The 22,620-nt window shown below is 73.6% G+C and carries 22 protein-coding genes; 13 read left to right on the plus strand and 9 right to left on the minus strand.

The features are described from left to right. The first annotated feature begins 47 nt into the window (after positions 1-47). Entirely contained in the window at positions 48-824 is a 777-nt protein-coding gene (locus ACZ58X_RS24765) for a hypothetical protein (RefSeq protein ID WP_470335785.1), read from the plus strand. A gap of 210 nt (positions 825-1,034) precedes the next feature. Next, positions 1,035-1,745: a hypothetical protein gene (locus ACZ58X_RS24770; protein WP_470335786.1), complete on the plus strand. Its 711-nt coding sequence runs from the start codon at positions 1,035-1,037 to the stop codon at positions 1,743-1,745. On the opposite strand, the gene ACZ58X_RS24775 is transcribed toward ACZ58X_RS24770, so the two are convergent. Next, on the minus strand, positions 1,721-2,179 hold the full coding sequence (locus ACZ58X_RS24775) for a winged helix-turn-helix transcriptional regulator (protein ID WP_470335787.1): 459 nt from the start codon (positions 2,177-2,179) through the stop codon (positions 1,721-1,723). The genes ACZ58X_RS24770 and ACZ58X_RS24775 overlap by 25 nt on opposite strands. Positions 2,180-2,308: 129 nt before the next feature. Here ACZ58X_RS24775 and ACZ58X_RS24780 point away from each other — a divergent pair, with 129 nt between their 5' ends. Continuing rightward, positions 2,309-3,145, plus strand: coding sequence for an SDR family oxidoreductase (locus tag ACZ58X_RS24780; protein ID WP_470335788.1), 837 nt, complete (start codon positions 2,309-2,311; stop codon positions 3,143-3,145). Positions 3,146-3,315: 170 nt separating this feature from the next. Here ACZ58X_RS24780 and ACZ58X_RS24785 read toward each other — a convergent pair whose 3' ends face one another. Continuing rightward, positions 3,316-4,098 (minus strand): GntR family transcriptional regulator, encoded by a 783-nt coding sequence (locus ACZ58X_RS24785; RefSeq protein ID WP_470335789.1) that lies wholly within the window; start codon positions 4,096-4,098, stop codon positions 3,316-3,318. Between the two features lie 190 nt (positions 4,099-4,288). Between ACZ58X_RS24785 and ACZ58X_RS24790 the strand changes: the two genes are divergently transcribed. Next, the gene (locus tag ACZ58X_RS24790; protein ID WP_470335790.1) at positions 4,289-5,857 is read left to right on the plus strand and encodes an alkaline phosphatase family protein; all 1,569 of its coding nucleotides are present in this window, start codon (positions 4,289-4,291) and stop codon (positions 5,855-5,857) included. A 51-nt stretch (positions 5,858-5,908) separates the two neighbouring features. Here ACZ58X_RS24790 and ACZ58X_RS24795 read toward each other — a convergent pair whose 3' ends face one another. Continuing rightward, complete coding sequence (locus ACZ58X_RS24795) at positions 5,909-7,183, minus strand: MFS transporter (protein WP_470335791.1); 1,275 nt, start codon at positions 7,181-7,183, stop codon at positions 5,909-5,911. A gap of 78 nt (positions 7,184-7,261) precedes the next feature. Between ACZ58X_RS24795 and ACZ58X_RS24800 the strand changes: the two genes are divergently transcribed. Next, positions 7,262-8,143: a winged helix-turn-helix transcriptional regulator gene (locus ACZ58X_RS24800; RefSeq protein ID WP_470335792.1), complete on the plus strand. Its 882-nt coding sequence runs from the start codon at positions 7,262-7,264 to the stop codon at positions 8,141-8,143. Positions 8,144-8,222: 79 nt separating this feature from the next. On the opposite strand, the gene ACZ58X_RS24805 is transcribed toward ACZ58X_RS24800, so the two are convergent. From ACZ58X_RS24805 to ACZ58X_RS24815, 3 genes are all read right to left on the minus strand, one after another. Further along, positions 8,223-8,807, minus strand: coding sequence for a hypothetical protein (locus ACZ58X_RS24805; RefSeq protein ID WP_470335793.1), 585 nt, complete (start codon positions 8,805-8,807; stop codon positions 8,223-8,225). 9 nt (positions 8,808-8,816) lie between these two features. Then, a complete protein-coding gene (locus ACZ58X_RS24810) occupies positions 8,817-9,029 on the minus strand; it encodes a hypothetical protein (RefSeq protein WP_470335794.1) in 213 nt (70 codons plus the stop codon). 262 nt (positions 9,030-9,291) lie between these two features. Continuing rightward, entirely contained in the window at positions 9,292-10,035 is a 744-nt protein-coding gene (locus ACZ58X_RS24815) for a hypothetical protein (protein ID WP_470335795.1), read from the minus strand. Between the two features lie 144 nt (positions 10,036-10,179). Between ACZ58X_RS24815 and ACZ58X_RS24820 the strand changes: the two genes are divergently transcribed. Beyond that, on the plus strand, positions 10,180-10,608 hold the full coding sequence (locus ACZ58X_RS24820; RefSeq protein WP_470335796.1) for a DUF3592 domain-containing protein: 429 nt from the start codon (positions 10,180-10,182) through the stop codon (positions 10,606-10,608). A gap of 23 nt (positions 10,609-10,631) precedes the next feature. On the opposite strand, the gene ACZ58X_RS24825 is transcribed toward ACZ58X_RS24820, so the two are convergent. Next, positions 10,632-12,179 carry a Na+/H+ antiporter gene (locus tag ACZ58X_RS24825; protein WP_470335797.1) on the minus strand — a complete coding sequence of 516 codons (1,548 nt, stop codon included), beginning with the start codon at positions 12,177-12,179 and terminating at the stop codon, positions 10,632-10,634. A 328-nt stretch (positions 12,180-12,507) separates the two neighbouring features. Here ACZ58X_RS24825 and sph point away from each other — a divergent pair, with 328 nt between their 5' ends. After that, positions 12,508-13,485 (plus strand): sphingomyelin phosphodiesterase, encoded by a 978-nt coding sequence (sph, locus tag ACZ58X_RS24830; RefSeq protein ID WP_470335798.1) that lies wholly within the window; start codon positions 12,508-12,510, stop codon positions 13,483-13,485. Positions 13,486-13,705: 220 nt separating this feature from the next. Then, the gene (locus tag ACZ58X_RS24835) at positions 13,706-14,509 is read left to right on the plus strand and encodes a thioesterase family protein (RefSeq protein ID WP_470335799.1); all 804 of its coding nucleotides are present in this window, start codon (positions 13,706-13,708) and stop codon (positions 14,507-14,509) included. A gap of 48 nt (positions 14,510-14,557) precedes the next feature. Here ACZ58X_RS24835 and ACZ58X_RS24840 read toward each other — a convergent pair whose 3' ends face one another. Next, a complete protein-coding gene (locus ACZ58X_RS24840; protein ID WP_470335800.1) occupies positions 14,558-15,883 on the minus strand; it encodes a radical SAM protein in 1,326 nt (441 codons plus the stop codon). A 521-nt stretch (positions 15,884-16,404) separates the two neighbouring features. On the opposite strand from ACZ58X_RS24840, the gene ACZ58X_RS24845 reads away from it, so the two are divergent. Next, complete coding sequence (locus ACZ58X_RS24845) at positions 16,405-17,661, plus strand: family 2 encapsulin nanocompartment cargo protein terpene cyclase (RefSeq protein ID WP_470335801.1); 1,257 nt, start codon at positions 16,405-16,407, stop codon at positions 17,659-17,661. A gap of 63 nt (positions 17,662-17,724) precedes the next feature. Then, positions 17,725-18,603, plus strand: a complete 879-nt coding sequence (locus ACZ58X_RS24850) for a geranyl diphosphate 2-C-methyltransferase (RefSeq protein ID WP_470335833.1) — start codon at positions 17,725-17,727, stop codon at positions 18,601-18,603. Positions 18,604-18,724: 121 nt separating this feature from the next. Here ACZ58X_RS24850 and ACZ58X_RS24855 read toward each other — a convergent pair whose 3' ends face one another. Next, positions 18,725-19,378, minus strand: a complete 654-nt coding sequence (locus tag ACZ58X_RS24855) for a dihydrofolate reductase family protein (protein WP_470335802.1) — start codon at positions 19,376-19,378, stop codon at positions 18,725-18,727. 290 nt (positions 19,379-19,668) lie between these two features. Between ACZ58X_RS24855 and ACZ58X_RS24860 the strand changes: the two genes are divergently transcribed. From ACZ58X_RS24860 to ACZ58X_RS24870, 3 genes are all read left to right on the plus strand, one after another. Further along, positions 19,669-20,739, plus strand: a complete 1,071-nt coding sequence (locus ACZ58X_RS24860) for a phosphatidylinositol-specific phospholipase C domain-containing protein (protein WP_470335803.1) — start codon at positions 19,669-19,671, stop codon at positions 20,737-20,739. 48 nt (positions 20,740-20,787) lie between these two features. Beyond that, positions 20,788-21,975 carry a DUF6183 family protein gene (locus ACZ58X_RS24865; RefSeq protein WP_470335804.1) on the plus strand — a complete coding sequence of 396 codons (1,188 nt, stop codon included), beginning with the start codon at positions 20,788-20,790 and terminating at the stop codon, positions 21,973-21,975. Positions 21,976-22,075: 100 nt separating this feature from the next. Continuing rightward, positions 22,076-22,468 (plus strand): guanyl-specific ribonuclease, encoded by a 393-nt coding sequence (locus ACZ58X_RS24870; protein WP_470335805.1) that lies wholly within the window; start codon positions 22,076-22,078, stop codon positions 22,466-22,468. Positions 22,469-22,620 lie beyond the last annotated feature (152 nt).

The raw sequence follows: 22,620 nt of genomic DNA on the forward strand, positions 1-22,620 counted from the left end.
CGCCGCACCGAGCCGGCGGACACGACGGGGTAAGAGGTACAGAAGACATGGCATTCCTCCGGGCCAAGCAGAAGGCCCAGGTCATCGAGAAGCTGTCGCAGGTGGCGCCGCCCGGCGAGACCTTCATCGCCTGCGTGCACGCGGAGAGCGGGCCCAGCCCGTGGCTCGCGGCCGCGCTCGGTGAGATTCCGCTCGTCGGCCTGATCATCGTGCTGACCCGCAGGTACTACTTCCTGACGCTCACCAACAGCCACGTGGTGATCAACTCGGCCAACCGCTGGAACAACCGGCCCGGCGACGTGGTCGCGGCCTTCCCGCGGCAGGCCTTCCCGGTCAGCCGGGTCAAGCGGGCGAGCATCTGGAGCTCGATGTACGTCCAGATGCCGGGCAGCGCCAACCCGGTGCGCCTGAACATCCACCGCATCTGGCGGGCCGAGATGGACCAGCTGAGCGCCGCCTTCCCGCCCGGGGCGATCGACCCGAGCTCGCAGCCCTTCGACACGCCGCAGAACCAGGGCTTCCCGCCGCCGGCGTACCCGATGGGCGTCCAGGCCGGGCCCGGCCAGCAGATGATCCCGCAGCAGCCGCCGCACCAGCAGCAGCCGCAGCAGGGCTTCGGCGCGCCGCAGGCGCAGCCGTACCCGCAGCAGCAGCCTTACCCGGGAGCGCAGCCGGGCCAGCCGTACCCGCCGCAGGCCTACCCGCCGGCCCAGCCGTACCCGGCGCAGCCGGGCGCCCAGGTGCCGCCGCAGGGCCAGCCGTACCCGCCGCAGGTCCCGAACGTGCCGTACCCGGGCCAGCAGGGCTACCCGGGCCAGCGCTGACCGCGCGCCCGCGCCGACCGCGGCCCCGGCTCCCCGTGCGGGGGTCGGGGCCGCGGCCTTCGCACGGGGAGCCGGGGCCGGACACCGGGGGTGAGGCGGTGGTCGCCGGGCGCAGCCGGGCCGCGGCCGGCGCCGGCTCGGCGCGCCCGCCCGGGCGGACTCTGCGAGGCTGAGAGGGACAAGCAGCCTCGATCGAGGAGGCCCGCACCGATGTCAGCGCAGAGCCCGGAGCCGTCCGGGCGCAAGGCCCACGTCGCCGCGCTCCGGGCCGCGGAGGTCCGGCACGCGCGGACCAGGCGGTGGCTGGTGAGCGGCCTGGTCGTGCTGGTGGTGCTCGCGGTGGTCGGCGTGATCGCCGTCGTGATCGCCGACAACCAGGGCAGCTCCGCGCCGTCGGGCGTCCCGGCGCAGCCCCGGACCACCGCCGAGGGCCGGACCACCCCGCCGCCCTGGGACGCGCCCGCCGACGCCGCCGCGGCCGTCAAGGCGGCCGGTCTGCCGATGCTCGGCGCCGAGGGCACCGCCCTGCACATCCACACCCACCTCGACGTCTACGCCGACGGGCAGCCCGTGACCGTCCCCGCGCTGGTCGGCATCGACGAGAGCGCCCAGCGGATCAGCCCGCTGCACACCCACGACACCAGCGGGGTCGTCCACATCGAGTCGCCGGTGACCGCCGACTTCACCCTGGGTCAGTTCCTGACCGAGTGGCAGGTCTCCGCTTCCGCGGACCACTTGGGCGGGCTGCGCACCGACGCCACCCACGCGCTCACCGCGTACATGGACGGCAAGGCGGTGGGCAGCGACCCGGCGGCGATCGTGCTGCACGCCCACGACGAGATCGCCCTGGTGTACGGCACGGCCGCCGAGAACGCCGCCGTCAAGGTGCCGAGCGGCTACGACTGGCCGAGCGGGCTCTGAGCCGGCCGCGCGCCGCTGTCGCGCCGCAGGCCGCTGTCGTGCCGCGACCCGCTGCCGGGCGGGGAACCGCCGTCGACCGGGGGCAGCCGTCGGGTGATCCGGTCGAACAGTTCCCTGAGCGGCTCGCCCAGTTCGCGGCCGAACCCGGTGAGCCCGTAGGTGACCTGGGGCGGTGTGGTCGGTGCGACCTCCCGCCGGACCAGGCCGTCCTGGACCAGGGCGCGCAGGGTCTGGGTGAGCATCTTCTCGCTGACGCCCTGGATGCTCTCGCGCAGTTCGTAGAAGCGCAGGTCGTTGCTCCGCAGGGAGATCAGCACCCAGATCCCCCATCGGCTGGTCACGTGGTCGACGACGTCGCGCGCGGGGCAGTCGGTGTGAAACACGTCATACCGGCCCCCCGGTGCGGCCGCTCTGTACTGCGGGCCTTCCTCCATGTGTGGAGCTTACTTCAAGGTATGTCCTTACCAAAAGTAAGTCGGCGCTCCTAGGTTGAGGGCCTCGGAGGACCTCCGAGCAGAACGAGCAGAACGAGCAGACGAGCAGACGAGCAGTGGGAGCTGAACATGATCGTGGTGACCGGGGCGACCGGAAACATCGGCCGGCCGTTGACCCAGGCACTGGCCGAGGCGGGCCGGGAGGTGACGGCGGTGTCGCGGCGGGCGGCCGCCGTGCCGGACGGCGTCCGGCACGTGGCGGCCGACCTGGCCGAGCCGGGCGCCCTCAAGCCGGTACTGGCCGGGGCGGAGGCGCTGTTCCTGCTGCTCTCCGGCGACCTGCACAGCGGGGCCGGCCCGGCCGACCTCCTCGCCGAGGCCGTGGGTGCCGGGGTCCGGCGGATCGTCCTGCTGTCCAGTCAGGGCGTGGTGACCAGGCCCTTCGGCCCGACCCGGATCGCGCTGCGCGCACTGGAGGACGAGCTGCGCGGGTCCGGCGCGGAATGGAGCATCCTGCGGCCGGGCGGCTTCGCCTCCAACGCCTTCTGGTGGGCCGAGTCGGTGCGCACCGACCGGCTGGTCGCCGCGCCCTTCGGGGACGTCGGCGTGCCGGTCGTCGATCCGGCCGACATCGCCGAGGTGGCGGCGGCCTGCCTGCTGGACGAGCGGCACTCCGGCGGCCGCTACGAACTCACCGGGCCGGAGGTGATCACCCCGCGCGGACAGGCGGCGGCCCTGGCCGCCGCGCTGGGCGAGCCGGTGCGCTTCCACGAGCTCGGCCGGGAGGAGGCCAGGGCCGGCATGGCCCGGAACATGCCGGTGGAGCTGGCCGACGACACCCTGGACATCCTCGGCGCGCCCACCTCGGCCGAGACCCGGATCAGCCCGGACGTCCAGCGGGTCCTCGGCCGGCCGCCGCGCCCCTTCGCGGACTGGGCTGCGCGCAACGTCGCCGCGTTCCGCTGAGCACGGGTCCGCTGAGCACGGGTCCGCTGGGCACGGGTCCGCCGGGGCGGACCGGTCGGGGTCGGCCGGTCAGGGCCGCTCGGCGTCCCCGGGCGGCGGGGCGCCGAGGGCGAGGGTGAAGCTGAACCGGTCGCCCCGGTAGAGGGCGCGGACCGGTCGGGGTCGGCCGGTCAGGGCCGCTCGGCGTCCCCGGGCGGCGGGGCGCCGAGGGCGAGGGTGAAGCTGAACCGGTCGCCCCGGTAGAGGGCGCGGACCAGTTCCAGCGGGCGGCCGTCGGCGTCCAGGCTGCGGCGGTGCAGCAGCAGCATGGGCAGCGCGGGCGGGGTGCCGATCAGCAGGGCCTCGCGCGGGGTGGCGAGGACGGTCTCGATCCGCTCGTCGGCGGTGCCCAGGTGGACCCCGCGTGCGCGCAGGTAGCCGTAGAAGGAGCCCTCGGGGTCGAAGTCCGTTGCCAGGTCGGGCACTCGGGCCACGGGCACGTAGGTGGACTCCAGCCCGACGCGCTCCTCGTCGGCGCGCAGGACGCGCTCCAGGTGCCAGAGCGGTTCGCCCTCGGCCACGGCCAGGCGCTCGGCCAGCGCGGGGTCGGCGGCCAGGCGGTCGAGGGCGATCAGGGTGCGGCCGGGGCGCAGGCCCTGGCGGGTGACGCCCTCGGTGTAGCTGGTGAGGGACAGCGGCTGCTCGATCTTCGGGCCGGCGACGACCGTGCCACGCCCCTGGCGGCGCAGCCGGCCCTCCAACAGGAGCTCGCGCAGGGCCTGCCGAACCGTCGCGCGGGCGACGCCGTGACGCTGTGCCAGCTCGGCCTCGGTGGGCAGCCGGCCGCCCGGGCCGAGCTCGCCGAGGAGCTCCTCCAGCCGCTCCTTGACCAGGTAGTACTTGGGCACCCGGCCGTGCTCGGGGATGCCGGCGCGGGCGGGTTCCGGGCCGGGCCGGGGGGTGGGGTGGCTCACCGCGCCAGCCTATCGAGCGCCCTAAGGGCTCGGCGGCCGGGCGAAGGTCACGGAACGATAACCGGTCTGGACTGAATTTCGACCGTTGTTCATGCCGCCGTGGATTCGCCAAGGGTTCGTGCTCGCCCGGCCGCCCCACCCTCGGTGCTGGTGCAACTGCACCGAACCGATGCCCAGTTGGGAGCCCCCCTTGCGTACCTCCCGCTCCATCCGCAGCACGGCCCTCGCCACCGCCACGGTCGCCGCGACCGTCGCCGCGCTGATCCCGCTGTCCGCGTCCGCCGCCACCGCCGTGACCGCCACCGCCGCCGGCACGGCCGCCGCGGTCGCGGCCGACGGCTCGTACCAGGGCCTGCCGAACGGCACCAAGCAGGCCAAGACCCTGGTCATCGGCGTCGACGGCACCCGCTACGACAAGCTGCTCACCGCCGACGCGCCCCATCTCAAGGCCCTGATGGCGGGCGGCCTGACCGCCACCAGCAACCTGTACGCCAACCCGCTGGCGCCCACCCTGTCCGGCCCCGGCTGGTCCACCATCGCCACCGGCGTGTGGCCCGACAAGCACAAGGTCAAGGACAACGCCTTCACCGGCGCCCGCTTCGACCTCTACCCCGACTACGCCACCCGCCTGGAGACCGCCGACCCCGGCAACTCCACGCTGGTGATCGGCTCCTGGAACCCGATCACCGCCAACGTCTTCAACGGCCGCGCCGACCTGCGCATCCCGGAGAGCGAGAACGACGCCAAGACCGCCACCGACGCCGCCGACTACCTCGCCCACGGCAACCCCGACGCCACCTTCCTGCACTTCGACGGCGTCGACGAGGCCGGCCACGCCCACGGCGGCGCCAGCGCCGACTACCTGAGCGCCATCCACGCCGTCGACGGCCTGGTCGGCCAGGTCGTGCAGGCCGTCAAGTCCCGCCCCACGTACGGCTCCGAGGACTGGCTGATCGTCGTCACCACCGACCACGGCCACACCGACGCCGGCGGCCACGGCGGCAACAGCGCCAACGAGCGCCAGACCTTCCTGATCGCCGACGGCGCCGGCTGCACCCCCGGCTCGCGCCGCTACGACGTCAAGCCGGTCGACATCGCCCCCACCGTCCTCAAGCACGAGGGCGTCACCGTCGACCCCGCCTGGAGGCTCGACGGCCGGCCGATCGACGAGATCACCCCGGACGCCTTCGACGCGCTGCGCCCGAACCTGCAGACCCGGGTCGACGAGACCGGCATCCCGGCCGGGGTGAAGGGCTGGACCCACACCCCGCCGGCCGGCTGGAGCATCGACAACTCCCGGATGCCCAGCGGCGGCGTGACCGAGTGGCGGGGCTGGGCCTTCGCCACCGACGAGTTCTGGACCGCCGCCGAGCTGAACCAGTCCCGCGAGACCAACGTGCGCGCCCGCAACGTGTTCGCCGTCGCGGACTCCGACGAGTGGGACGACAAGGCACACGGCGCCGGGCAGTTCGACTCCACCCTGATCAGCCCGGTCTACCCGGTGACCGGCCTGAGCCGCGGCACGCTCTCCTTCGCCACCGACTACAAGGTGGACGGCCCGCAGACCGGTGACCTGTACGTGGTCTTCGACAACGGCACCCCGCAGCTGGTGAAGTCCTACCGCAGCGACCTCAACACCGTCGAGCAGCTGCCGGTCACCGTCCCGGCCGGTGCCACCGGCGCCCGCTTCCAGTTCCGCTACACCGGCACCAACAGCGCCTTCTGGACGGTCGACCAGGTGACCTTCACGGCCTCCTGAACCGCCCTCGGGCCCGCGGGCGGGGGCCGTGCACCGGCCCCCGCCCCCGGGTCAGGCCAGGTCGCGCATCCGGCGGATCGGGCCGGCCAGCAGGATCACCGGGCTCACCACGCTGACCACGGCGACCAGGAGCAGCGCCGTGCGCGGCCCCCAGGCCGCGGCCGCGGCACCGGCGGCCAGGGCGCCGACCGGGATCGCGCCCCAGGAGACGAAGCGGACCGTGGCCATCACCCGGGACAGCAGCTCAGGCGGGGTCTGGGTCTGCCGGTGGGTGCGGGTCACGATGCTGGTGACCACGACCCCCGCCGAGAACCCGGCGTTGCCGAGCGCGAAGACCAGCGTCGCCCACCCGGATCCGGCGAGCGGCAGCAGCAGGGCGAAGGCGGTGGCGACCACGGCCGCCCGGCGCAGCGCGACGCCGCTGCCGAACCGCGCCACCAGTCGCGGTGTGACGGCCGCGCCGAGGAGGCTGCCGAGCCCGCCGGTGGCCATCAGGGCGCCGACGGCGGCGGCCGGGGCGTCGAGGGTGCGGACCAGGAACACCGGGGTGAGCGTCATCAGCCCGCCGCAGACGAAGTTCACCGCGGTGGCGTCGGCCACGCAGGGCCGGATCACCGGGTGCCGGGCGACGAACCGCCAGCCCTCGCGGATCTGCTCGCGCATCCCGGCGCCGCCGGCTGGCCGGGCGGCTGGCCGGCCGACCGGCGGCAGGGTGCCCAGCAGGGCCGCCGAGGCGAGGTAGCTGACGGAGTCCAGCAGCATCGAGGCCGCGCCGCCGACCAGCTGCACCAGCACGCCGCCGAGCGAGGGCCCGGCCAGATCGGTGGCGGCGATGCTGCCGGAGACCAGGCTGTTGCGGGCGGTCAGCTGTTCCTTGGGGACGACGGCGGGCAGGAAGGTGGAGTTGCCGACATCGAAGAGCACGCCGGCAAAACCGACCAGCAGGGCCACCACGACCAGGTGGGGCAGTCCCAGCACCCCGAACGCGGCGGCCAGCGGTACCGAGGCGACGGCGGCGGCCCGGAGCAGGTCCATCGCCACCTGGGTGCCGCGCAGCGGCAGCCGCTGGACGAGCACGCCGGCCGGCAGCCCGATCACCAGCCAGGCGACGTAGGCGGCGCCCGTGATCAATCCGACCTCGAAGGCCGAGGCGTGCAGGGTGACCACCGCGATCAGTGGCAGGGCCACCGTCGTCACCTGGTCGCCGAGCCGGCTGACGGTCGAGGCGCTCCAGTAGCGCCAGAACGCCCCCGCCCCGCGGCCGTTTCCGCCGCCCCCGCCCGCCGGATCCACCGATCTCGCCGTGTCCACCGTCTCCGTCGTCAACGTCCGCCCCTTCGCCGCCCTCGGTCCCCGACCGGGACCAAGTGAGTTCCCTTTGGGAACTCACTATACTGGGTGATCATGCGGCACACGGAAGCGGCGGACCCCGACTGCGCGATCTCCCAGGCCCTGGCGGTGGTCGGGGACACCTGGACCCTGCTCCTGGTCAGGGACGTCGCCGGGGGCACCCACCAGTTCGACGCCCTGCAGAACGGACTCGGCATCAGCCGCAAGGTGCTCACCGAGCGCCTCAAGGCACTGGTCGCCGACGGCGTCCTCGAGAAACGGCTCTACCACCCGCACCCACCGCGCTACGAGTACCACCTGACGGACCGGGGCCGCGGCCTCCTACCGGTCCTGGTCGCCCTCCAGGACTGGGGCGGACGCCACATCCTGGGCGACGGCACCCTCTCCGCCACCAGCACCCCCGACTCCGCCGAGACCCGTCGGGTCACGGCCCTCACCGGCCACCGGCTGCCCGCACTGGAACTCGACGCCGCCGCCGGCGGACGGGCCGACCCGGTCGCCGCGGACCGCGCCTGGACGGTGCTCTACTGCTACCCCGGCGCCTACGCCCCGGGCGGAGCGGGCCACCCGCCCGGCTGGGGCGACATCCCCGGAGCGCCCGGCTGCACCCTGGAGTCCTGCACCTACCGCGACCGGATGGGCGAGTTCACCGCCCGCTCCACCGCCGTCTACGGCGTCAGCACCCAACGCCCGGACCAGCTGGCGGCCTTCGCCGAGCACGCCCGGATCCCGTTCCCGCTGCTCTCCGACGCCGGCCTGGAACTCGCCGCCGGACTGCGGCTGCCCACCTTCCGCGCCGCGGGCGTCGAACGCCTCAAGCGGCTCACCCTGGTCCTCGACGCCGGACGCACCGTGCGCGGCGTGCTCTACCCCGTCACCGACCCCGCGGGCTCGGTCGAGGACGTCCTCGCCCTGCTGGACGGACTGCGCGGCTGACCTCCGGACACACGAGAGCGGGTGCGCCCCCGGCCAGGCCGGAGGCGCACCCGCTCACCTGTGCAGCGACGGACGGCGGTCAGTACCGCGAGGCGATCACGAACCAGCCGACCACCATGATCAGGACGACGGCGACGATCGCGATCGTGGTCGGCGTCAGCCGGTCCCGGAACTGCTTCACGGGCTCGACCCGCTGCGCGGCCTCGGTGCTCGACTCCCACCAGTTGCGCAGCCGCTGGACGTTCGCGTCGAAGTCCGCGGTCGGGTACAGCGGACTCCAGGACAGGCCCGGCAGCGAGCGCCGGCGCCCGCTCGTGGTGAAGATCCGCGCCGCCCGGGTCGGTCCGGAGCCGGCGTACGGGCCGCTGGACGCGGTGGTGCGGACGTCGACCCAGCGGATCTCCGCCCAGGAGTAGGTGCGCCCGGCCCCGAACCCCCAGCAGATCGTCACGCCCTCGGGCCCGACCCGGCTCCAGCCCCGCCACGAGCTGTAGAAGACCGGCACGAACAGCACCACGACGGTGCCGAGCGACCAGGCCGCGAACACCGGCCCGGAGCGCATCATCCCGACCGACACCATGAGGACGAGGAAGGCGAGGGCGCCGGCCAGATGGGACTTGGAGGGGCGGAACAAGTCCCTGCCCCGGAACACCAGTTCGTTCACGGTCGCAGGCTACTCCGGCGCGCCGTCCGCGAACAGGCGGTTTGACGCGATCTTCACGGGAACCGGCGGGTCGGCGGGCGGGTGGGACCAGTGGCCTTTCCGTGTGCGGGCGAGGACGGCGGTGCGGTCGGGTGCGGCGCGGAACAGTGTCAGCAGGACGGCGAGCAGGGCGTAGCCGGCTCCGGCGGCGGCCGCGGCGTCGTCCGCGACCAGCTTGGCCATGCCGACCGGCTGGGCACCACCGTTCCCCCGTAGGGCCGTCCGGACGGCTTCGGGATCCACGCCGCCGACGGCGAACCACTACTGAGCAATGGGCGAATTTCTCGCATGGCCGGGATCGCCGCCGCCGTCGGGCGGTTGACATGCCATGTGCGCTTCATGAATTCTCCACCGCCGCATGCCCACTGAACAGGGAACTCGTCCTCGGTGAATTCTCCGCTCGGAATGCTGAACCGGTGAAACCGCCTCATCCGTTCCCCGGTTGTCACGCGCTCTTGCGTCCGGCCCGTCCGGCCTGCCCGCCCCGCCCGGCCCGTCCGCTCCACCCACCCCGCCCGCGCAGGGCCCGGCGGGCCGTGCCGAAGATGAGCGCGGCCCACAGGACGGCGACCACGCCGGTGACCCAGACCCCGGCGCCGCGGAAGGAGAGGTCGTCGTCCGTGTTGGCCGGCGGTGCCCAGCCGTCCGGGTCGGCCAGCACCGTGGTGGTGCTGCCGACCGAGGAGCCGGAGCAGCCGAAGCCCCCGATGGTGCCGTGCGGCAGCGGGTGGCCGTCCTCGCGGCGGATGCCGCAGGTCCAGCTGACCCGGCCGGTCTTGTCCTTGCCGCTGTGTGCCGAGGTGATGACGACCCGGGTGTGCACCCCGCGGTGGGAGATCAGCTGGGCGCGCAGGGCGGTGGTGGGGATCACCAGGAGCATCAGGCCCAGCGCGACGGCGGGCCAGACCACCCAGCCGCTGCTGTGGATCATCATCAGTCCGACGACGGCGACCATCAGCACCAGGACGGCCAGGATGGTGCAGGGTGCCTGGTAGTCGGGGTTGGAGGCGAGCGCCAGCAGTCCGATGATCAGTAGCGGGGCGAGCAGCCCGACCAGCAGCGCGGTGCGCCGCACCGTGCGCGGCGCGAGCTGGAGGTCCTTGCCGGGGCGCCGGCGCGTGGGCTTGGCAGGCCGGACGACCCCGGCCGCCAGGGGCCGTTTCTGCTTCTTGTTCGGACGCTTGGCCATGCTGCCCCCGCTCGGTGGTTCTGTTTCGTGCTCGCGACAGTGTGACGGCAGCCCCCGGCAGCCGGAAGGCCGGGGTACCGCCCGGTTCGGACGGCCCGTCGGCCGTCTTCCCAACTCCGTTGCGTGGTGGGTACATTGACTTCTGTGGGGGCGGTTCTTGATCTGTTCCTCCTGGTCGGGGCAGCGGTCCTGGCCGGGCTGGCCGCGCTGCTCGCCTCGGCGAGCCGGACGGTCCGGGAGTTGCGCCGGGGCGGCGTCTGCGCCGTCGGCCGGGTTCGCCGGGTGCGTTGGCACACCACCTCCGAGGGGTACGAGCGCCGCCGGGTGACCATCGAGTACGGCCTGCCGGACGGTCGGGTGGTCGAACTGCTGCGGCACGACGCGCGTCCCGAAGGCGGCCGCTACCAGGAGGGGGACGAGGTGACCGTGCTGTACCACCCCGCCCGCCCCGGCCGGGGGCTGGCCGTCCACCCGGTGCGCCGGTTGCCGCCGCCCCCGAACGAGTTCGGGCTGGCGGCGCTCGCGCTGCTCTGCGCGCTGGCCGCGGCCGGCCTGCTGGCCCTGATGTTCTGACCGCGGGCCGGCCGGTCGGGTGGTCAGGTCCTGCCCAGGGCCGCCTGTTCCAGGTCGAGGTCGCGCTGGAGCAGCCGCAGGGTGGTGTCGCTGATCCGGTGCTCCTCGTACAGCCGGTGCAGTCGGTCGTTCTGCACCGCGATGACCTCGTGCCGCAGTTGGCGGTAGGCGTCGTCTGCGGTGGTGCCGTCGGGGGCCCCGGGGGTGCGGTCGAGCCGGGCGGTGAGAGCACGGCGGACCCGGTCGACGGCCGTGTCCGGGACGGCCTCCAGCTCGGCCAGGCCGTCCACGTGGTCCAGGGCGGCGCGGTTGAGCTCGTCGCGGGCGTCGGCCTCCTCGCGCGCGGTGTGCTCGGGCTCCAGGGCGAGCCCGGAGCGGTTGACCACGGCCGCGAGGGTCAGGCCCTGGACGACCAGGGTGAGCACGACGTTGGAGACGGTGAGCACCAGCACCAGCGGCCGTCCGTCGAGCGCGGCTCCGCCCTCGGTCAGCAGCGGGATGGAGAGCGCGGCGGCCAGCGGCATGACGCCCCGGGTGCCGGCCCAGGTCACCACCCCGGCGACCCGCCAGGACAGCCGCCCCCGGCTGGGCCGGACGGCTCGGGTGAGCGGCAGGGTCCACAGCACCCGGACGGCGATCAGCACGGCGGCGATGGCCACCGACTGGAGCGGCCACCAGCCGGCGCCGGCCGGCAGCTCCCGGACGAGCGTGGGCAGTTCCAGGCCGACGATCGAGAAGACGACGCTCTCCAGCAGGAACACCACCACCGCGTACACGGCGTGCAGTTGCAGCCGGATCCGGGCGTCGGTGAGCCGGTGGCCGGAGCGGCCGAGGAGTACCCCGGCGACCACCACCGAGGTGACGCCGGAGGTGTGCGCGGACTCTGCCAGCACGTACGCCGCGTACGGGGTGACCAGGGCTATCACCGTCTCCAGCACCGGGTCGGTGGTGCGGCGGCGCAGCAGCCAGACCAGCCCGGCGACGGCCGCGCCGACCAGGCTGCCGCCCCCGCCGAGCAGCACCAGTTCGCCGCCCGCGGCGGGCAGGTCGACCGTCCCGCCGACGGCCACGGCGACGCCGACGGCGACCTTGAACAGCACCAGCGAGGTGGCGTCGTTGAACAGGCTCTCCGCCTGGACGAGCACCTGGACCCGCCCGGGCAGGGCGAGCCGGCGGCCGAGTGCGGTGACGGCCACCGGGTCGGTGCTGGAGAGCACGGCGCCGAGCACGAAGGCCATCGCGGGCGGCAGCCCGGCGACGGCGACGGCGACGAAGCCGACGGCGGCGGCGGAGGCGAAGACCAGTCCGAAGGAGAGGATGGTGACGGGTCGCCAGACCGTCCGCAGGTCGCGCAGCGACAGTTCCTCGGCGGAGGAGTAGAGCAGCGGGGGCAGCACCACCGCGCCGATGATCTGCGGGGGCACGTGCAGGGCGGGCACGCCGGGGAGGAGGGCGACGCCGAGTCCGGCGAGGACCAGCAGCGAGGGGGCGGGCACCCGCCATCGGCGGGCGAAGGTGGCCACGCTGGTGGCCAGGACGACCAGGACGAGAACGATCCCCACGGCGTGCATCTGCAGAAACGACCCATCGCAACGTCGGGGTCGCCGTGGCCCGATCGCCGCAGTCGTCCCCCGAGCCGACCAGACTTCCCGGCACACCGTGCGTCATCTTATCGGGCTTTTGGCGGGGTTCGGCAGGGGATTTCCGGCGCCACGGCCCGGGCGGCGGCCCCGGTCACCGCAGGTCAGGCCCGGCGGACCCGCACTACCGGCCGGTAGTGCTGTTCCGAACGAATTCACCGCCTGCTCGCCGGACGTCTTGCGGGCCGTGCACGTACGGAAGTTGGATGCACAACATCCCGCGACCCGCCGGGCCGACGACGTCCCCCACGGAGCCCCGATGACCCTGCCGTCCCTGCGCCGCACCCTCGCCGCCGGTGCCGCCGCCACCGTGCTCGCCGCTCTCGGCGCCGCCCCGGCCGGCGCCGAGAGCGCCCCCGTCACCGCGCCGCCGCTGGACGTCCTGACCTACAACACCTTCCTGATGAGCACCTCGCTCTACCCCAACTGGGGCCAGCAGCACCGGGCCCAAGCGATCGCCTCGGCGGACTTCTTCCAGGGCCACGACGTGGTCGTGCTGGAGGAGGCCTTCGACAACGCCGCCTCCGACGCCCTGATCACCAAGGCCTCCGCCGCCTACCCCTTCCACACCCCCGTGGTCGGCCGCTCCACCGGTGGCTGGGACGCCACCTCCGGCAGCTACAGCTCCACCACCCCCGAGGACGGCGGGGTGACGGTGCTCAGCAAGTGGCCGATCCTGCGCCAGGAGCAGTACGTCTACCAGGACGCCTGCGGCTCCGACTGGTGGTCCAACAAGGGCTTCGCCTACGTCGTCCTGGACGTCAACGGCCGGCGCACCCACCTGGTCGGCACCCACCTCCAGTCCACCGACTCCGGCTGCGCCGGCGGCCAGGCGGCCGCGATCCGGGCCGAGCAGCTCGGCGCGATGCGGGCGTTCCTGGACGCGAAGCGGATCCCGGCGGACGAGCCGGTGCTGGTCGCGGGGGACCTCAACATCGACTTCCACGGCACCGAGTACCAGGCCCTGCTGGACAACGGCAACCTCGCCCCGGCCTCGGCCCGCACCGGCTGGCCGTACTCCTTCGACACCGCCGACAACTCCATCGCCGCCTACCGCTACCCGGGCGAGCCCAAGGAGGACCTCGACCACGTCCTCTACCGCGCCGACCACGCCCGCCCGCAGCAGTACACCAACGAGGTCCGCCGGGTGCACAGCGCGCCCTGGACGGTGAGCAGCTGGGGCAAGAGCTACACCTACACCGACCTCTCCGACCACTACCCGCTGATCGCGCGCTGAGCCGGGGGCGCCCGCCCCGCCCGGCAGCGGCGCCGCACCGGGCGGGCGGCGCCGGGCGAGCGGCGCCGCAGGTCGGGCGGGGCGGGCACCGGGCCGGTGTGGCGGGCATCACAGCTTCCGGGCCGGTTCGGGCTCCTACGATCGGGAGCGCGGACGCCGGCCACGCCGGGACCGGTGCCCGCCCGGCAGCCCCGCGATCCGGCCCGAGGAGAAGCGCACCTTGACCAGCCCCACCGCCGCACCCGACAGCTACTACCAGCGCACCGGCGAGCAGCAGTACAAGCCCACCGTCCACGCCCAGGGCGCCTGGCACCCGGACGAGCAGCATTTCAGCCCGGTGGGCGGCCTGATCGTCCACGCGATCGACCGGCACCGGGCCGGGCGCCCCGCCGACGGCCTCGCCCTGGCCCGGGTGAGCTTCGACATCCTCGGTCTGATCGCCCTGGACGAGCTGGAGATCACGGTCGAGACCCTCCGCCCCGGCCGCACCATCGAGCTGGTGGAGGCGGTGGCCTCGATCGCCGGCCGCGCCGTGGTCCGGGCCCGGGCCTGGTACCTGGCCGAGCAGGACACCGCCGCCGTGGCCGGCACCCACGACGAACGGCTGCCCGCGCCCGAGGAGTTCGAGCTCTGGCCGATGGGCGAGCAGTGGGCCGGCGGCTACATCGCCTCGGTGGAGGTCCGGCGCCGCTCGGCCGCGCCGGGCCGGGCCGCCGCCTGGCTCGCCACCCCGCTGGAGCTCGTCGCGGGGGAGGCGGCGAGCCCGCACGCCGCGTTCGTCGCCCTGGTCGACACCGCCAACGGCATCGCCGTCCGGGAGCAGCCCACCGAGTGGATGTTCCCGAACACCGACCTGACCGTCCACTTCCACCGCCGCCCCGGCGGCCGCTGGACCGGCCTGGACACCGCCGTCAGCTTCGGCCCGGCCGGCCACGGCGTCACCAGCACCGTGCTGCACGACGTCGACGGTCCGGTGGGCCGGGCCGAGCAGATCCTCACCGTCCGTCGCCAGCAGGGCAGTTGACGGCCACGGTGGCTGCTGCCGGGGCGGCGGCAGCCACCGGGAGACGGCTCAGCCGGGCAGCGAGTCCATGAAGGAGCTCACCGAGAAGACCGCCTTCCCGGGCCCGGCCGGGCCGTAGCCGGGCGGGGAGGAGAGGCCGAACTCCTCCAGGGTGGCCCGATAGGTCTGCAGCAGCCGGATGTGGTACTCCAGCGGCGCGCCCTGGGGGTTGGCCTTGCCCAGCGGGGTGGTGGGCTCGGGGCACCAGGTGGTGAAGCGCGGCACCACGCCGTGGGACATGAAGAAGCGCAGCCCCTCCCGGGTGGAGGCGATCGCCTCGTCGACGGTGGTGAAGCCGAAGGGCTCGGCCATCTCCACGCCCGCCACGAAGTTGGGGATCACGTTCTCCGCGCCGAACACCTCGGTGGAGTCGAGGATCCGGCGGTGCCACTCGTCCCGGCCGACGTAGCGCTCCTTGCCGGGGCAGTAGAGCTCGAACAGGCGCTTGTCCCACACCTCGAAGTTGGGGTGGTAGATCTTCACGCCGTAGTCGTGGAAGCGCTGCACGTCGTCGCGGGGCAGCGCCTGGGCGACCACCTTGCCGATCCAGCGGTCGGGGAAGCGCTCCTCGATGGCCTTGGCGTACTGCCCGTAGAAGTCCGCCTCGTCCCGGCCGCCGACCTGGGAGGTGATCGCGCCGCCGGTGAGGGTGTACGCCCGGGAGGCGCGGGCGGTGTCGTGGCGGTCGATGATCTCCAGCGCCTCCAGCACCTCCTCGACCGGCTTGACCCCGGTGTACGGGCGGCCGGCCGCCTTGTGCTGGCGCCAGTTGTGGTTGATGTCGCAGTACTGGCACTCCTCCTTGGCGCCGAAGTACTGGCAGACCCGGAACACCGTGAGGTAGATCAGGTAGCCCCACTGGATGGTCGGGGCGACCTCCATCACCGACTTCCCGTTGGCGAGGGTGTGCCGGTAGTAGTCCGGCATCGGCGGCAGGCCGACGTCGGCGATCCGCGCGCCGTCCAGGTAGAGGCCGAGCGTGCCGTCCTCGCCCGCGCGCACCCGGTACGGCGAGTCCGGGTTGACCCGCACCGACACCACCGTGCGGCGCAGCCCGTACGGCCCGCCGGTCAGCACGACCTCCTCCGGCGGCCGGTTCAGCGCGGCCGCGCCCAGCTCGGGCAGGGTGCGGTGGTCGAAGGAGAAGATGAAGTACGACTTCGGTTTGACCTCGCCGCCCCCGTCGGCCCCGGTGCTGCCGCTGAGGGCGGACTCGTCGAAGGCCATGCCGCCGCGCAGCAGATCCTCCTTGATCACCGCCTCCCGGGGCACGTCGGGGAAGCGCTCCATGAGGTCCTCGACGACTTCGGTGCGGCTGCGGGCCTGGCTCTCCATGCGCTGGTCTTCCTTCCTGGCCGCGTTCCTCTCACGGCGCCCGGCCCATTCTTCTCCCCCTTACGCCACCGGCGGGACACCGCCCCGCCCGCCGGCGGTCTTCCGCCCGTCCTCCGGTCGCCCGGTGGCTGTGGCCCGGGGCGCGGGCGGTCCGGATCGGGTGGTCCGGGGTCGAACGGTCCCCGCCGCGGCCGGTACGGCGCGGCAGGGCGGCGCGGGACGCGGAAGGTGATCGGCAGGTTGACGCGCCGCCCGGACGGGCGGGGGTCGTCCGGTGCGGAACCGCAGCCCGGGGCCCCGGACGGACCGATGCATGACACCGGCGCGGCCAAACGCCGACAGCCGGAACGTTCACCCTATCGGGTGTAGAAGATCGTCCGTTGCGATCCGGAACGGGCTTTCGCGCCTACGGTGGGGAACCGAGCGAGACGGGGCCCGCGGCGTGGAGTTCCCCATCGCGGCGGTCGAGATGACGACCCGTCACACCAGGCGATCCCTCTCAGAGGAGGCTCCATGCCCCTGTGCACCAGAACGGGTACCCCGCCCGGGCCCGTCGATGCCCCGGCGGTGGGCTCATGAGCTCCCCGGCGATCGACCGGATCCTGCGCGGTCCCAGCGGACTCGGCACCGCCGGGCTGCAGTTGAGGCCGCCGACGCCGGTGTCCGAGGTCGCGGCTCCCGAGGTTCCGGTGTCCGAGGTCGCGGATCCGGAGCTGCCGGTGGCGCAGGCACCGGCAGCCGAGGCACCGGCCGTCGCCGTCCCGGCCGCCGCCGCGCCGAGCGGTGGCAAGCCGAAGACCGGCGACCCCATCCCCGGGCTCTACCACCACCCGATCGCCGAGCCCGACCCGGTGCGGGTGGCGGAACTCAGCCTCAAGATCAAGGCCTGGGCGATCGACGAGATCGAGCTCTACCCGCCGGAGTGGGAGAAGGACTTCGACGGGTTCTCCACCGGGCGCTACATGGTGGCCTGCCACCCCGACGCGCCGAGCGTCGACCACCTGATGCTCGCGGCCCGCCTGATGGTCGCCGAGAACGCGGTGGACGACTGCTACTGCGAGGACCTCGGCGGCTCGCCCGTCGGCCTGGGCAGCCGGCTGCTGCTCGCGCACACCGCGCTGGACCCGCTGCACACCACCGCGGAGTACCACCCGGCCTGGGAGGCCTCGCTCTCCGAGGACGCGCCCCGGCGCTCGTACCGCTCGGCGATGGACTACTTCGTCCGCGCCTCCACGCCCGCCCAGGCGGACCGCTTCCGGCACGACATGGCGCGGCTGCACATGGGGTACCTGGCCGAGGCCTCCTGGGCCGAGGCCGAGCACGTGCCGGAGGTCTGGGAGTACCTCGCGATGCGGCAGTTCAACAACTTCCGCCCCTGCCCGACGATCACCGACACCGTCGGCGGCTACGAGCTGCCGGTCGAGCTGCACGCGCTGCCCGCCATGCAGCGGATCATCGCGCTGGCGGGCAACGCGACCACGATCGTCAACGACCTCTACTCGTACACCAAGGAGCTCGCCGGCCCGGGGCTCCACCTGAACCTGCCGGTGGTGATCTCCGAGCGGGAGGGCGTCTCGCGCCAGGAGGGCTACCTCAAGGCCGTCGAGGTCCACAACGAGCTGATGCACGCCTTCGAGGCCGAGTCGGCCGCGCTGGCCGTCGCCTGCCCGGTGCCGACCCTGGTGCGCTTCCTTCGCGGGGTGGCGGCCTGGCTCGACGGCAACCACTACTGGCATCAGACCAACACCCACCGGTACAGCCTGCCCGACTTCTGGTAACGCGCCGGTCGGCAGCCGCACCTTTTCCGATAACCAACCCTGACCACCATGGAGTTGACCCACATGTCCGTGACCGACGACATCACCACCGCCGGCACCGCGATTCCCGGCCCGGCCACTCCGTACCAGGGCGACATCGCGCGCTACTGGAACAACGAGGCCCGCCCGGTCAACCTGCGCCTGGGCGACGTCGACGGCCTGTACCACCACCACTACGGCATCGGCGCGATCGACCAGGAGGCGATCGGCGACCCGGCCGACAGTGAGCGCGAGAAGAAGGTCATCGCCGAGCTGCACCGCCTGGAGTCCGCCCAGGCCGACGTGCTGCTCGACCACCTCGGTGACATCAGGGCCGAGTCCACCCTGCTCGACGCCGGCTGCGGCCGCGGCGGTTCGATGGTCATGGCCCACCAGCGCTTCGGCTGCCGGGTGGAGGGCCTGACCCTCTCCACCCAGCAGGCCGAGTTCGGCAACAAGCGCGCCGCCGAGCTGGGCATCGGCGACTTCGTCCGCTCCCGGGTCGCCAACATGCTCGACATGCCGCTGGAGAACGGCTCGGTGGCCGGCTCCTGGAACAACGAGTCCAGCATGTACGTGGACCTGCACGACCTGTTCGCCGAGCACTCCCGGGTGCTGGCCGTCGGCGGTCGCTACGTGACCATCACCGGCTGCTGGAACCCGAAGTACGGCCAGCCGTCGAAGTGGGTCTCGCAGATCAACGCGCACTTCGAGTGCAACATCCACTCCCGCCGCGAGTACCTGCGGGCGATGGCCGATAACCGCCTGGTGCCCCAGGCCGTCATCGACCTGACCCCGGACACCCTGCCCTACTGGGAGCTGCGGAACACCACCTCGCTGGTCACCGGCATCGAGGAGGCGTTCATCGAGTCCTACAAGGACGGCTCCTTCCAGTACGTGCTGATCGCGGCCGACCGGGTCTGACCCGGCACCCTCCGCACGACCGGCCTTCCGGAGCCGGACCGACGGGCGGCCTCCCCGCACAGCTGTGTGCGCGGGGAGGCCGCCCGTCGGCCGTCGGCCGGGCCGTCGGGGTCGGTGCCCCTCAGGAGCGGGCGCGGCGGGTGAAGGTGAGGTGGGTCACCCCGCTCGGGCTGCTCACCGCCTCGGTGTCGAACCGCTCCTCCAGCCCCTCCAGCCCGGCCCAGAGCGACTCGCCCCGGCCCAGCAGGATCGGCACCACCACCACGTGCAGGTGGTCGACGAGGTCGGCCTCCAGGAACGCCCGGACGGTGCGCGGCCCGCCGCCGATCCGGACGTCCAGGCCGCCGGCCGCCTCCCGGGCCTGCCGCAGGGCCTCCTCGGGGGAGCCGTCGACGAAGTGGAAGACCGTCCCGCCCTCCATCTCCACCGTCGGGCGCGGGTAGTGGGTGAGCACGAAGACCGGGGTGTGGAACGGCGGGTTCGGCCCCCACCAGCCCCGCCAGTCCTCGTCCTCCCACGGGCCGCGCTGCGGGCCGAACTTGTTGCGGCCCATGATCTCGGCGCCGATGCCGTCGCCCCAGGTGCGGGCCATCGCGTCGTCCACCCCGGTGTCGCCGCCCTCCTTGCCGGCCATCTGCCGGAAGGTGCGGGTGCCGAAGAACCACTCGTGCAGCCGGTGGGCGGCGTGCCCGAAGGGCTGCTCCATGCTCTGGCCCTCGCCGGTGCCGTACCCGTCGAGGGAGATCGAGAAGTTGTGGACCCGGACCAGGGACATCGTGCTGCCTCCGCTGCTCGTGGCTCTCGGGCGGCCGCCGGCAGCCGTCCGCTCGCGGGCCACGCTAGCGCCCGGGTACGACAGATCTGACGAAGCGTCACCGGAGGGGCGCGGCGTGCCGCGGGCGGACGGCCACCAGCGGCCGCCGAGGCCGGAACCCGGAGCGGAGGTGGCGAAGTCGCCACGATATTGTCGTGCCTTCTTCACGAGGTGCACGCCTGGTCCGGCGATGCTGCCTCCGGCGGCGCGCACCCGCGCCCGTCGTGACCATCCCCGGGGGGACGATTCCGATGACCGTACGCCGTACCCTGGCAGGCCTGCTGGCCGCCGGCCTGCTCGCCACCGCCGCGGCCCTGGTGCCCACCGCGGCCCCCGCCGCCGCCGACACCGGCACCGGTGACCTGCCGTTCGGCTCCGCCACCACCGTCGGCCTGCACAACACCTACGAACCGGCCGCCTACCCGTACCTCGCCCAGAGCCTGGACACCGGCACCGGCATGATCGAACTCGACCTCTGGACCGACACCATCACCCACGAGTGGAAGGTCAGCCACTCCAACCCGCTCGGCAACTCCAACAACTGCACCGCCGCCGACACCCCGGCCCAGCTGTACGGGGGCGGCACCAACAAGAACCTGGAGCACTGCCTCGACGACGTCCGGGTCTGGCTCGGCGCCCACCCCGGCGCCGGCCCGCTGGTGATCAAGCTGGAGGTCAAGGGCGGCTTCGCGGCCAACCTCGGGATGGGCCCCGACCAGCTGGACACGCTGATCGCCGCCCACCTCGGCGACGCGGTGCTGCGCCCGGCCGACGTGCTGGCCAAGCCCGGCGGCGGCTCCTACGCCTCCGTCGACGAGGCCGTCCGCGCGGGCAACTGGCCGAGCCGCTCGGCCCTCGCCGGGCGGGTGCTGCTCTACGCGATCCCGGGCACGGTCGAGGAGCACAACCCCTTCGACACCCTGCACACCGACGTCGAGTACGGGCGGCACCTGCGCGACCTGGCCGCCGCCGGCCGGATCGACCGGGCCCAGCTGTTCCCGGCCGTGCACGGCGCGGCGAGCGGCGACCCGCGCTCCAAGTACACCGGCGCCGACGCCGGGATCCGCCCGTGGTTCGTGGTCTTCGACGGCGACGCGGCCGGCTACCTGAACGGCATCGACACCGCCTGGTACGACCGCTCGCACTACCTGCTGGTGATGACCGACGCCCAGAACGTGGCGCCGGCGATCAGCGCCACCGACCCGACCGCCGACCAGGCCCGCGCCCGCACCGAGCAGCTCGCCCGGGCGCACGCGAGCATCGTGTCCAGCGACTGGCGCAGGCTCCCGGCGGTGCAGTCCCTGGTGCTGCCGCGCGGCTGACCGCCGTGGCCACGCCCTCACGGGTCAGACCACCTAGGCTTCGCCCTCGTGGCGAAGACGATCGAACAACTGGTGGACGGCCTGGCCGGGACGTACGAGGTCAGCGAGGTGTGCCTGCTGCTCGAAGCGCACCTGGAGCGCGGTGACACGGCGTTCCACGTGGAGGTCGGGGCGGCTCTGCACCGCCGCTTCGGCTCGGGCTGGGCGGGTGCCGAGCACGCCTCCCTCTACGACCACATCCTCTGGGACGTGGTCACCACCCCCGGCCGGGTGCACGTGGAGCGCGCGTTCGCGTTGAAGCCCGCGGTCAGTACGCGCCCCGGTCGGTCGCTGCGCCGGGCCGCCGCCGTGCTGGCCGAGTACCAGCCGATCGAGGCCCTGGCCTGGGTGTTCGCGGCCCCGGCCGACGATCCGCGGGTGCCCGAGGAGTTGCGGGCCTGCCTGCTGCAGGAGTTGGTGCTGCGCGGAGCCCCGGTCGCGGAGCTGCCCGAGGCGCGGGCCTGGGCGGCGGCCTCGCCGTACTGGGCCGCGCACCCGCTGGCCCGGCTGCCCTGGACCCTCGACCCGGTCGAGGGCAAGCCCCTCATGGCGCACTACTCGCGCGGCGGGGTGGCGTACGGCGTGCCGTACGGCCTGCCGGAGGGCGGTCGGATCGCGGCGGCCGGCCGGGTGGCGGTGGAGATCGGGGCGGACGAGCCCGGGCTGACCGTGGCCGTGCAGCGCTGGGCACGGCGGTTCAACGGGCAGCTGGAGGCGGCGGTGTTCGAGGCCGAGCGGCCGGTCGCGCCCGAGGAGCTCCCGGGGACGCTGGCCGGGCTGCCGCTGGACTGCATGTCCGGGGACGGCTGTCGCGGCCCGCTGGGCGGCGTGCCCGGTGTGGACGAGGCCCACGGCGGGGCGCACGCCGCGCACCTGGCGGTCGTGCCGACCACCGCCGCCGCCGTCTGGCGCCAGCTCTTCGCCGCCGCCTCCACCGGCCCCGGGGACGAATGCGTCTGGTCGTACGGCGGCTACGGCCGGCTGGAGGCCTGGCGCTCCTTCGCGGCACTGGTGGGTGCGGGCCCGGAGGACCCGGTGGCCGAGGTGGCGCGGCGGGCGGGGGAGTGCGCCTGGTACGGCTTCACCATGTGCGGGGACTGGTTCATCTGCGACGACCTCGACCTCGGCTTCGCCGTCCTGGACGCCGGGCGCCGCCGGCTCGCGGTGATCGCCGGCACGGACTACCGGGGCGGCTGACCGGCCGCTTCAAGTCATCGACAGGTACGGCGAGTTGACCGGAGATGAAGACTCCGAACGGGGCTTCCGGGGAGCTCCGGGGCTCGCCATCCTGTTGAACATGACCCGAACTCTACGCGCGTGGAAGACCCGTGCCGTCGCCGTCGCCGTGCTCTCCCTGGCCACCCTGGCGCCCGTCGCCGTCGCCACCGAGGCGCAGGCCGCGGTGAGCGGCACGGTGTGCGTGTCCGCCCTGCCCTCCCAGGCCCGGACCACTCTCAACCTGATCGCCAAGGGCGGGCCGTTCCCGTACCGCCAGGACGGCGTGGTGTTCACCAACAAGGAGGGCGTGCTGCCCTCCCAGCGCTCCGGCTACTACCACGAGTACACCGTGGTGACCCCGGGCGCGCCGACCCGCGGCACCCGCCGGATCGTCACCGGCCAGCGCTCGCACGAGGACTACTACACCGCCGACCACTACGCGACCTTCCGCCTGATCGACTTCGGCTGCTGACCCGACCCACCGCCCCCCGTTACCTTTTTCGTGGCCCCGCAGCGGGGCTCCCGGCCTCCGGCTCGGCATGACTGTTCCCCCCCGTAGTTCGCATGATCCGGGGGGTGGTGTCACCGGGCCGGAGGCATCGGTAGACCGCTGATAGAGGCAGG

The organism is Kitasatospora sp. NPDC040550, from assembly GCF_055594965.1.

Coding starts and splice junctions, on each gene's coding strand:
- ACZ58X_RS24765 (WP_470335785.1), top strand. CDS start 48: ATGGCATTCCTCCGGGCCAAGCAGAAGGCCCAGGTCATCGAGAAGCTG.
- ACZ58X_RS24770 (WP_470335786.1), top strand. CDS start 1,035: ATGTCAGCGCAGAGCCCGGAGCCGTCCGGGCGCAAGGCCCACGTCGCC.
- ACZ58X_RS24775 (WP_470335787.1), bottom strand. CDS start 2,179: ATGGAGGAAGGCCCGCAGTACAGAGCGGCCGCACCGGGGGGCCGGTAT.
- ACZ58X_RS24780 (WP_470335788.1), top strand. CDS start 2,309: ATGATCGTGGTGACCGGGGCGACCGGAAACATCGGCCGGCCGTTGACC.
- ACZ58X_RS24800 (WP_470335792.1), top strand. CDS start 7,262: ATGCGGCACACGGAAGCGGCGGACCCCGACTGCGCGATCTCCCAGGCC.
- ACZ58X_RS24810 (WP_470335794.1), bottom strand. CDS start 9,029: ATGGCCAAGCTGGTCGCGGACGACGCCGCGGCCGCCGCCGGAGCCGGC.
- ACZ58X_RS24815 (WP_470335795.1), bottom strand. CDS start 10,035: ATGGCCAAGCGTCCGAACAAGAAGCAGAAACGGCCCCTGGCGGCCGGG.
- ACZ58X_RS24825 (WP_470335797.1), bottom strand. CDS start 12,179: ATGCACGCCGTGGGGATCGTTCTCGTCCTGGTCGTCCTGGCCACCAGC.
- sph (WP_470335798.1), top strand. CDS start 12,508: ATGACCCTGCCGTCCCTGCGCCGCACCCTCGCCGCCGGTGCCGCCGCC.
- ACZ58X_RS24840 (WP_470335800.1), bottom strand. CDS start 15,883: ATGGAGAGCCAGGCCCGCAGCCGCACCGAAGTCGTCGAGGACCTCATG.
- ACZ58X_RS24850 (WP_470335833.1), top strand. CDS start 17,725: ATGTCCGTGACCGACGACATCACCACCGCCGGCACCGCGATTCCCGGC.
- ACZ58X_RS24855 (WP_470335802.1), bottom strand. CDS start 19,378: ATGTCCCTGGTCCGGGTCCACAACTTCTCGATCTCCCTCGACGGGTAC.
- ACZ58X_RS24860 (WP_470335803.1), top strand. CDS start 19,669: ATGACCGTACGCCGTACCCTGGCAGGCCTGCTGGCCGCCGGCCTGCTC.
- ACZ58X_RS24870 (WP_470335805.1), top strand. CDS start 22,076: ATGACCCGAACTCTACGCGCGTGGAAGACCCGTGCCGTCGCCGTCGCC.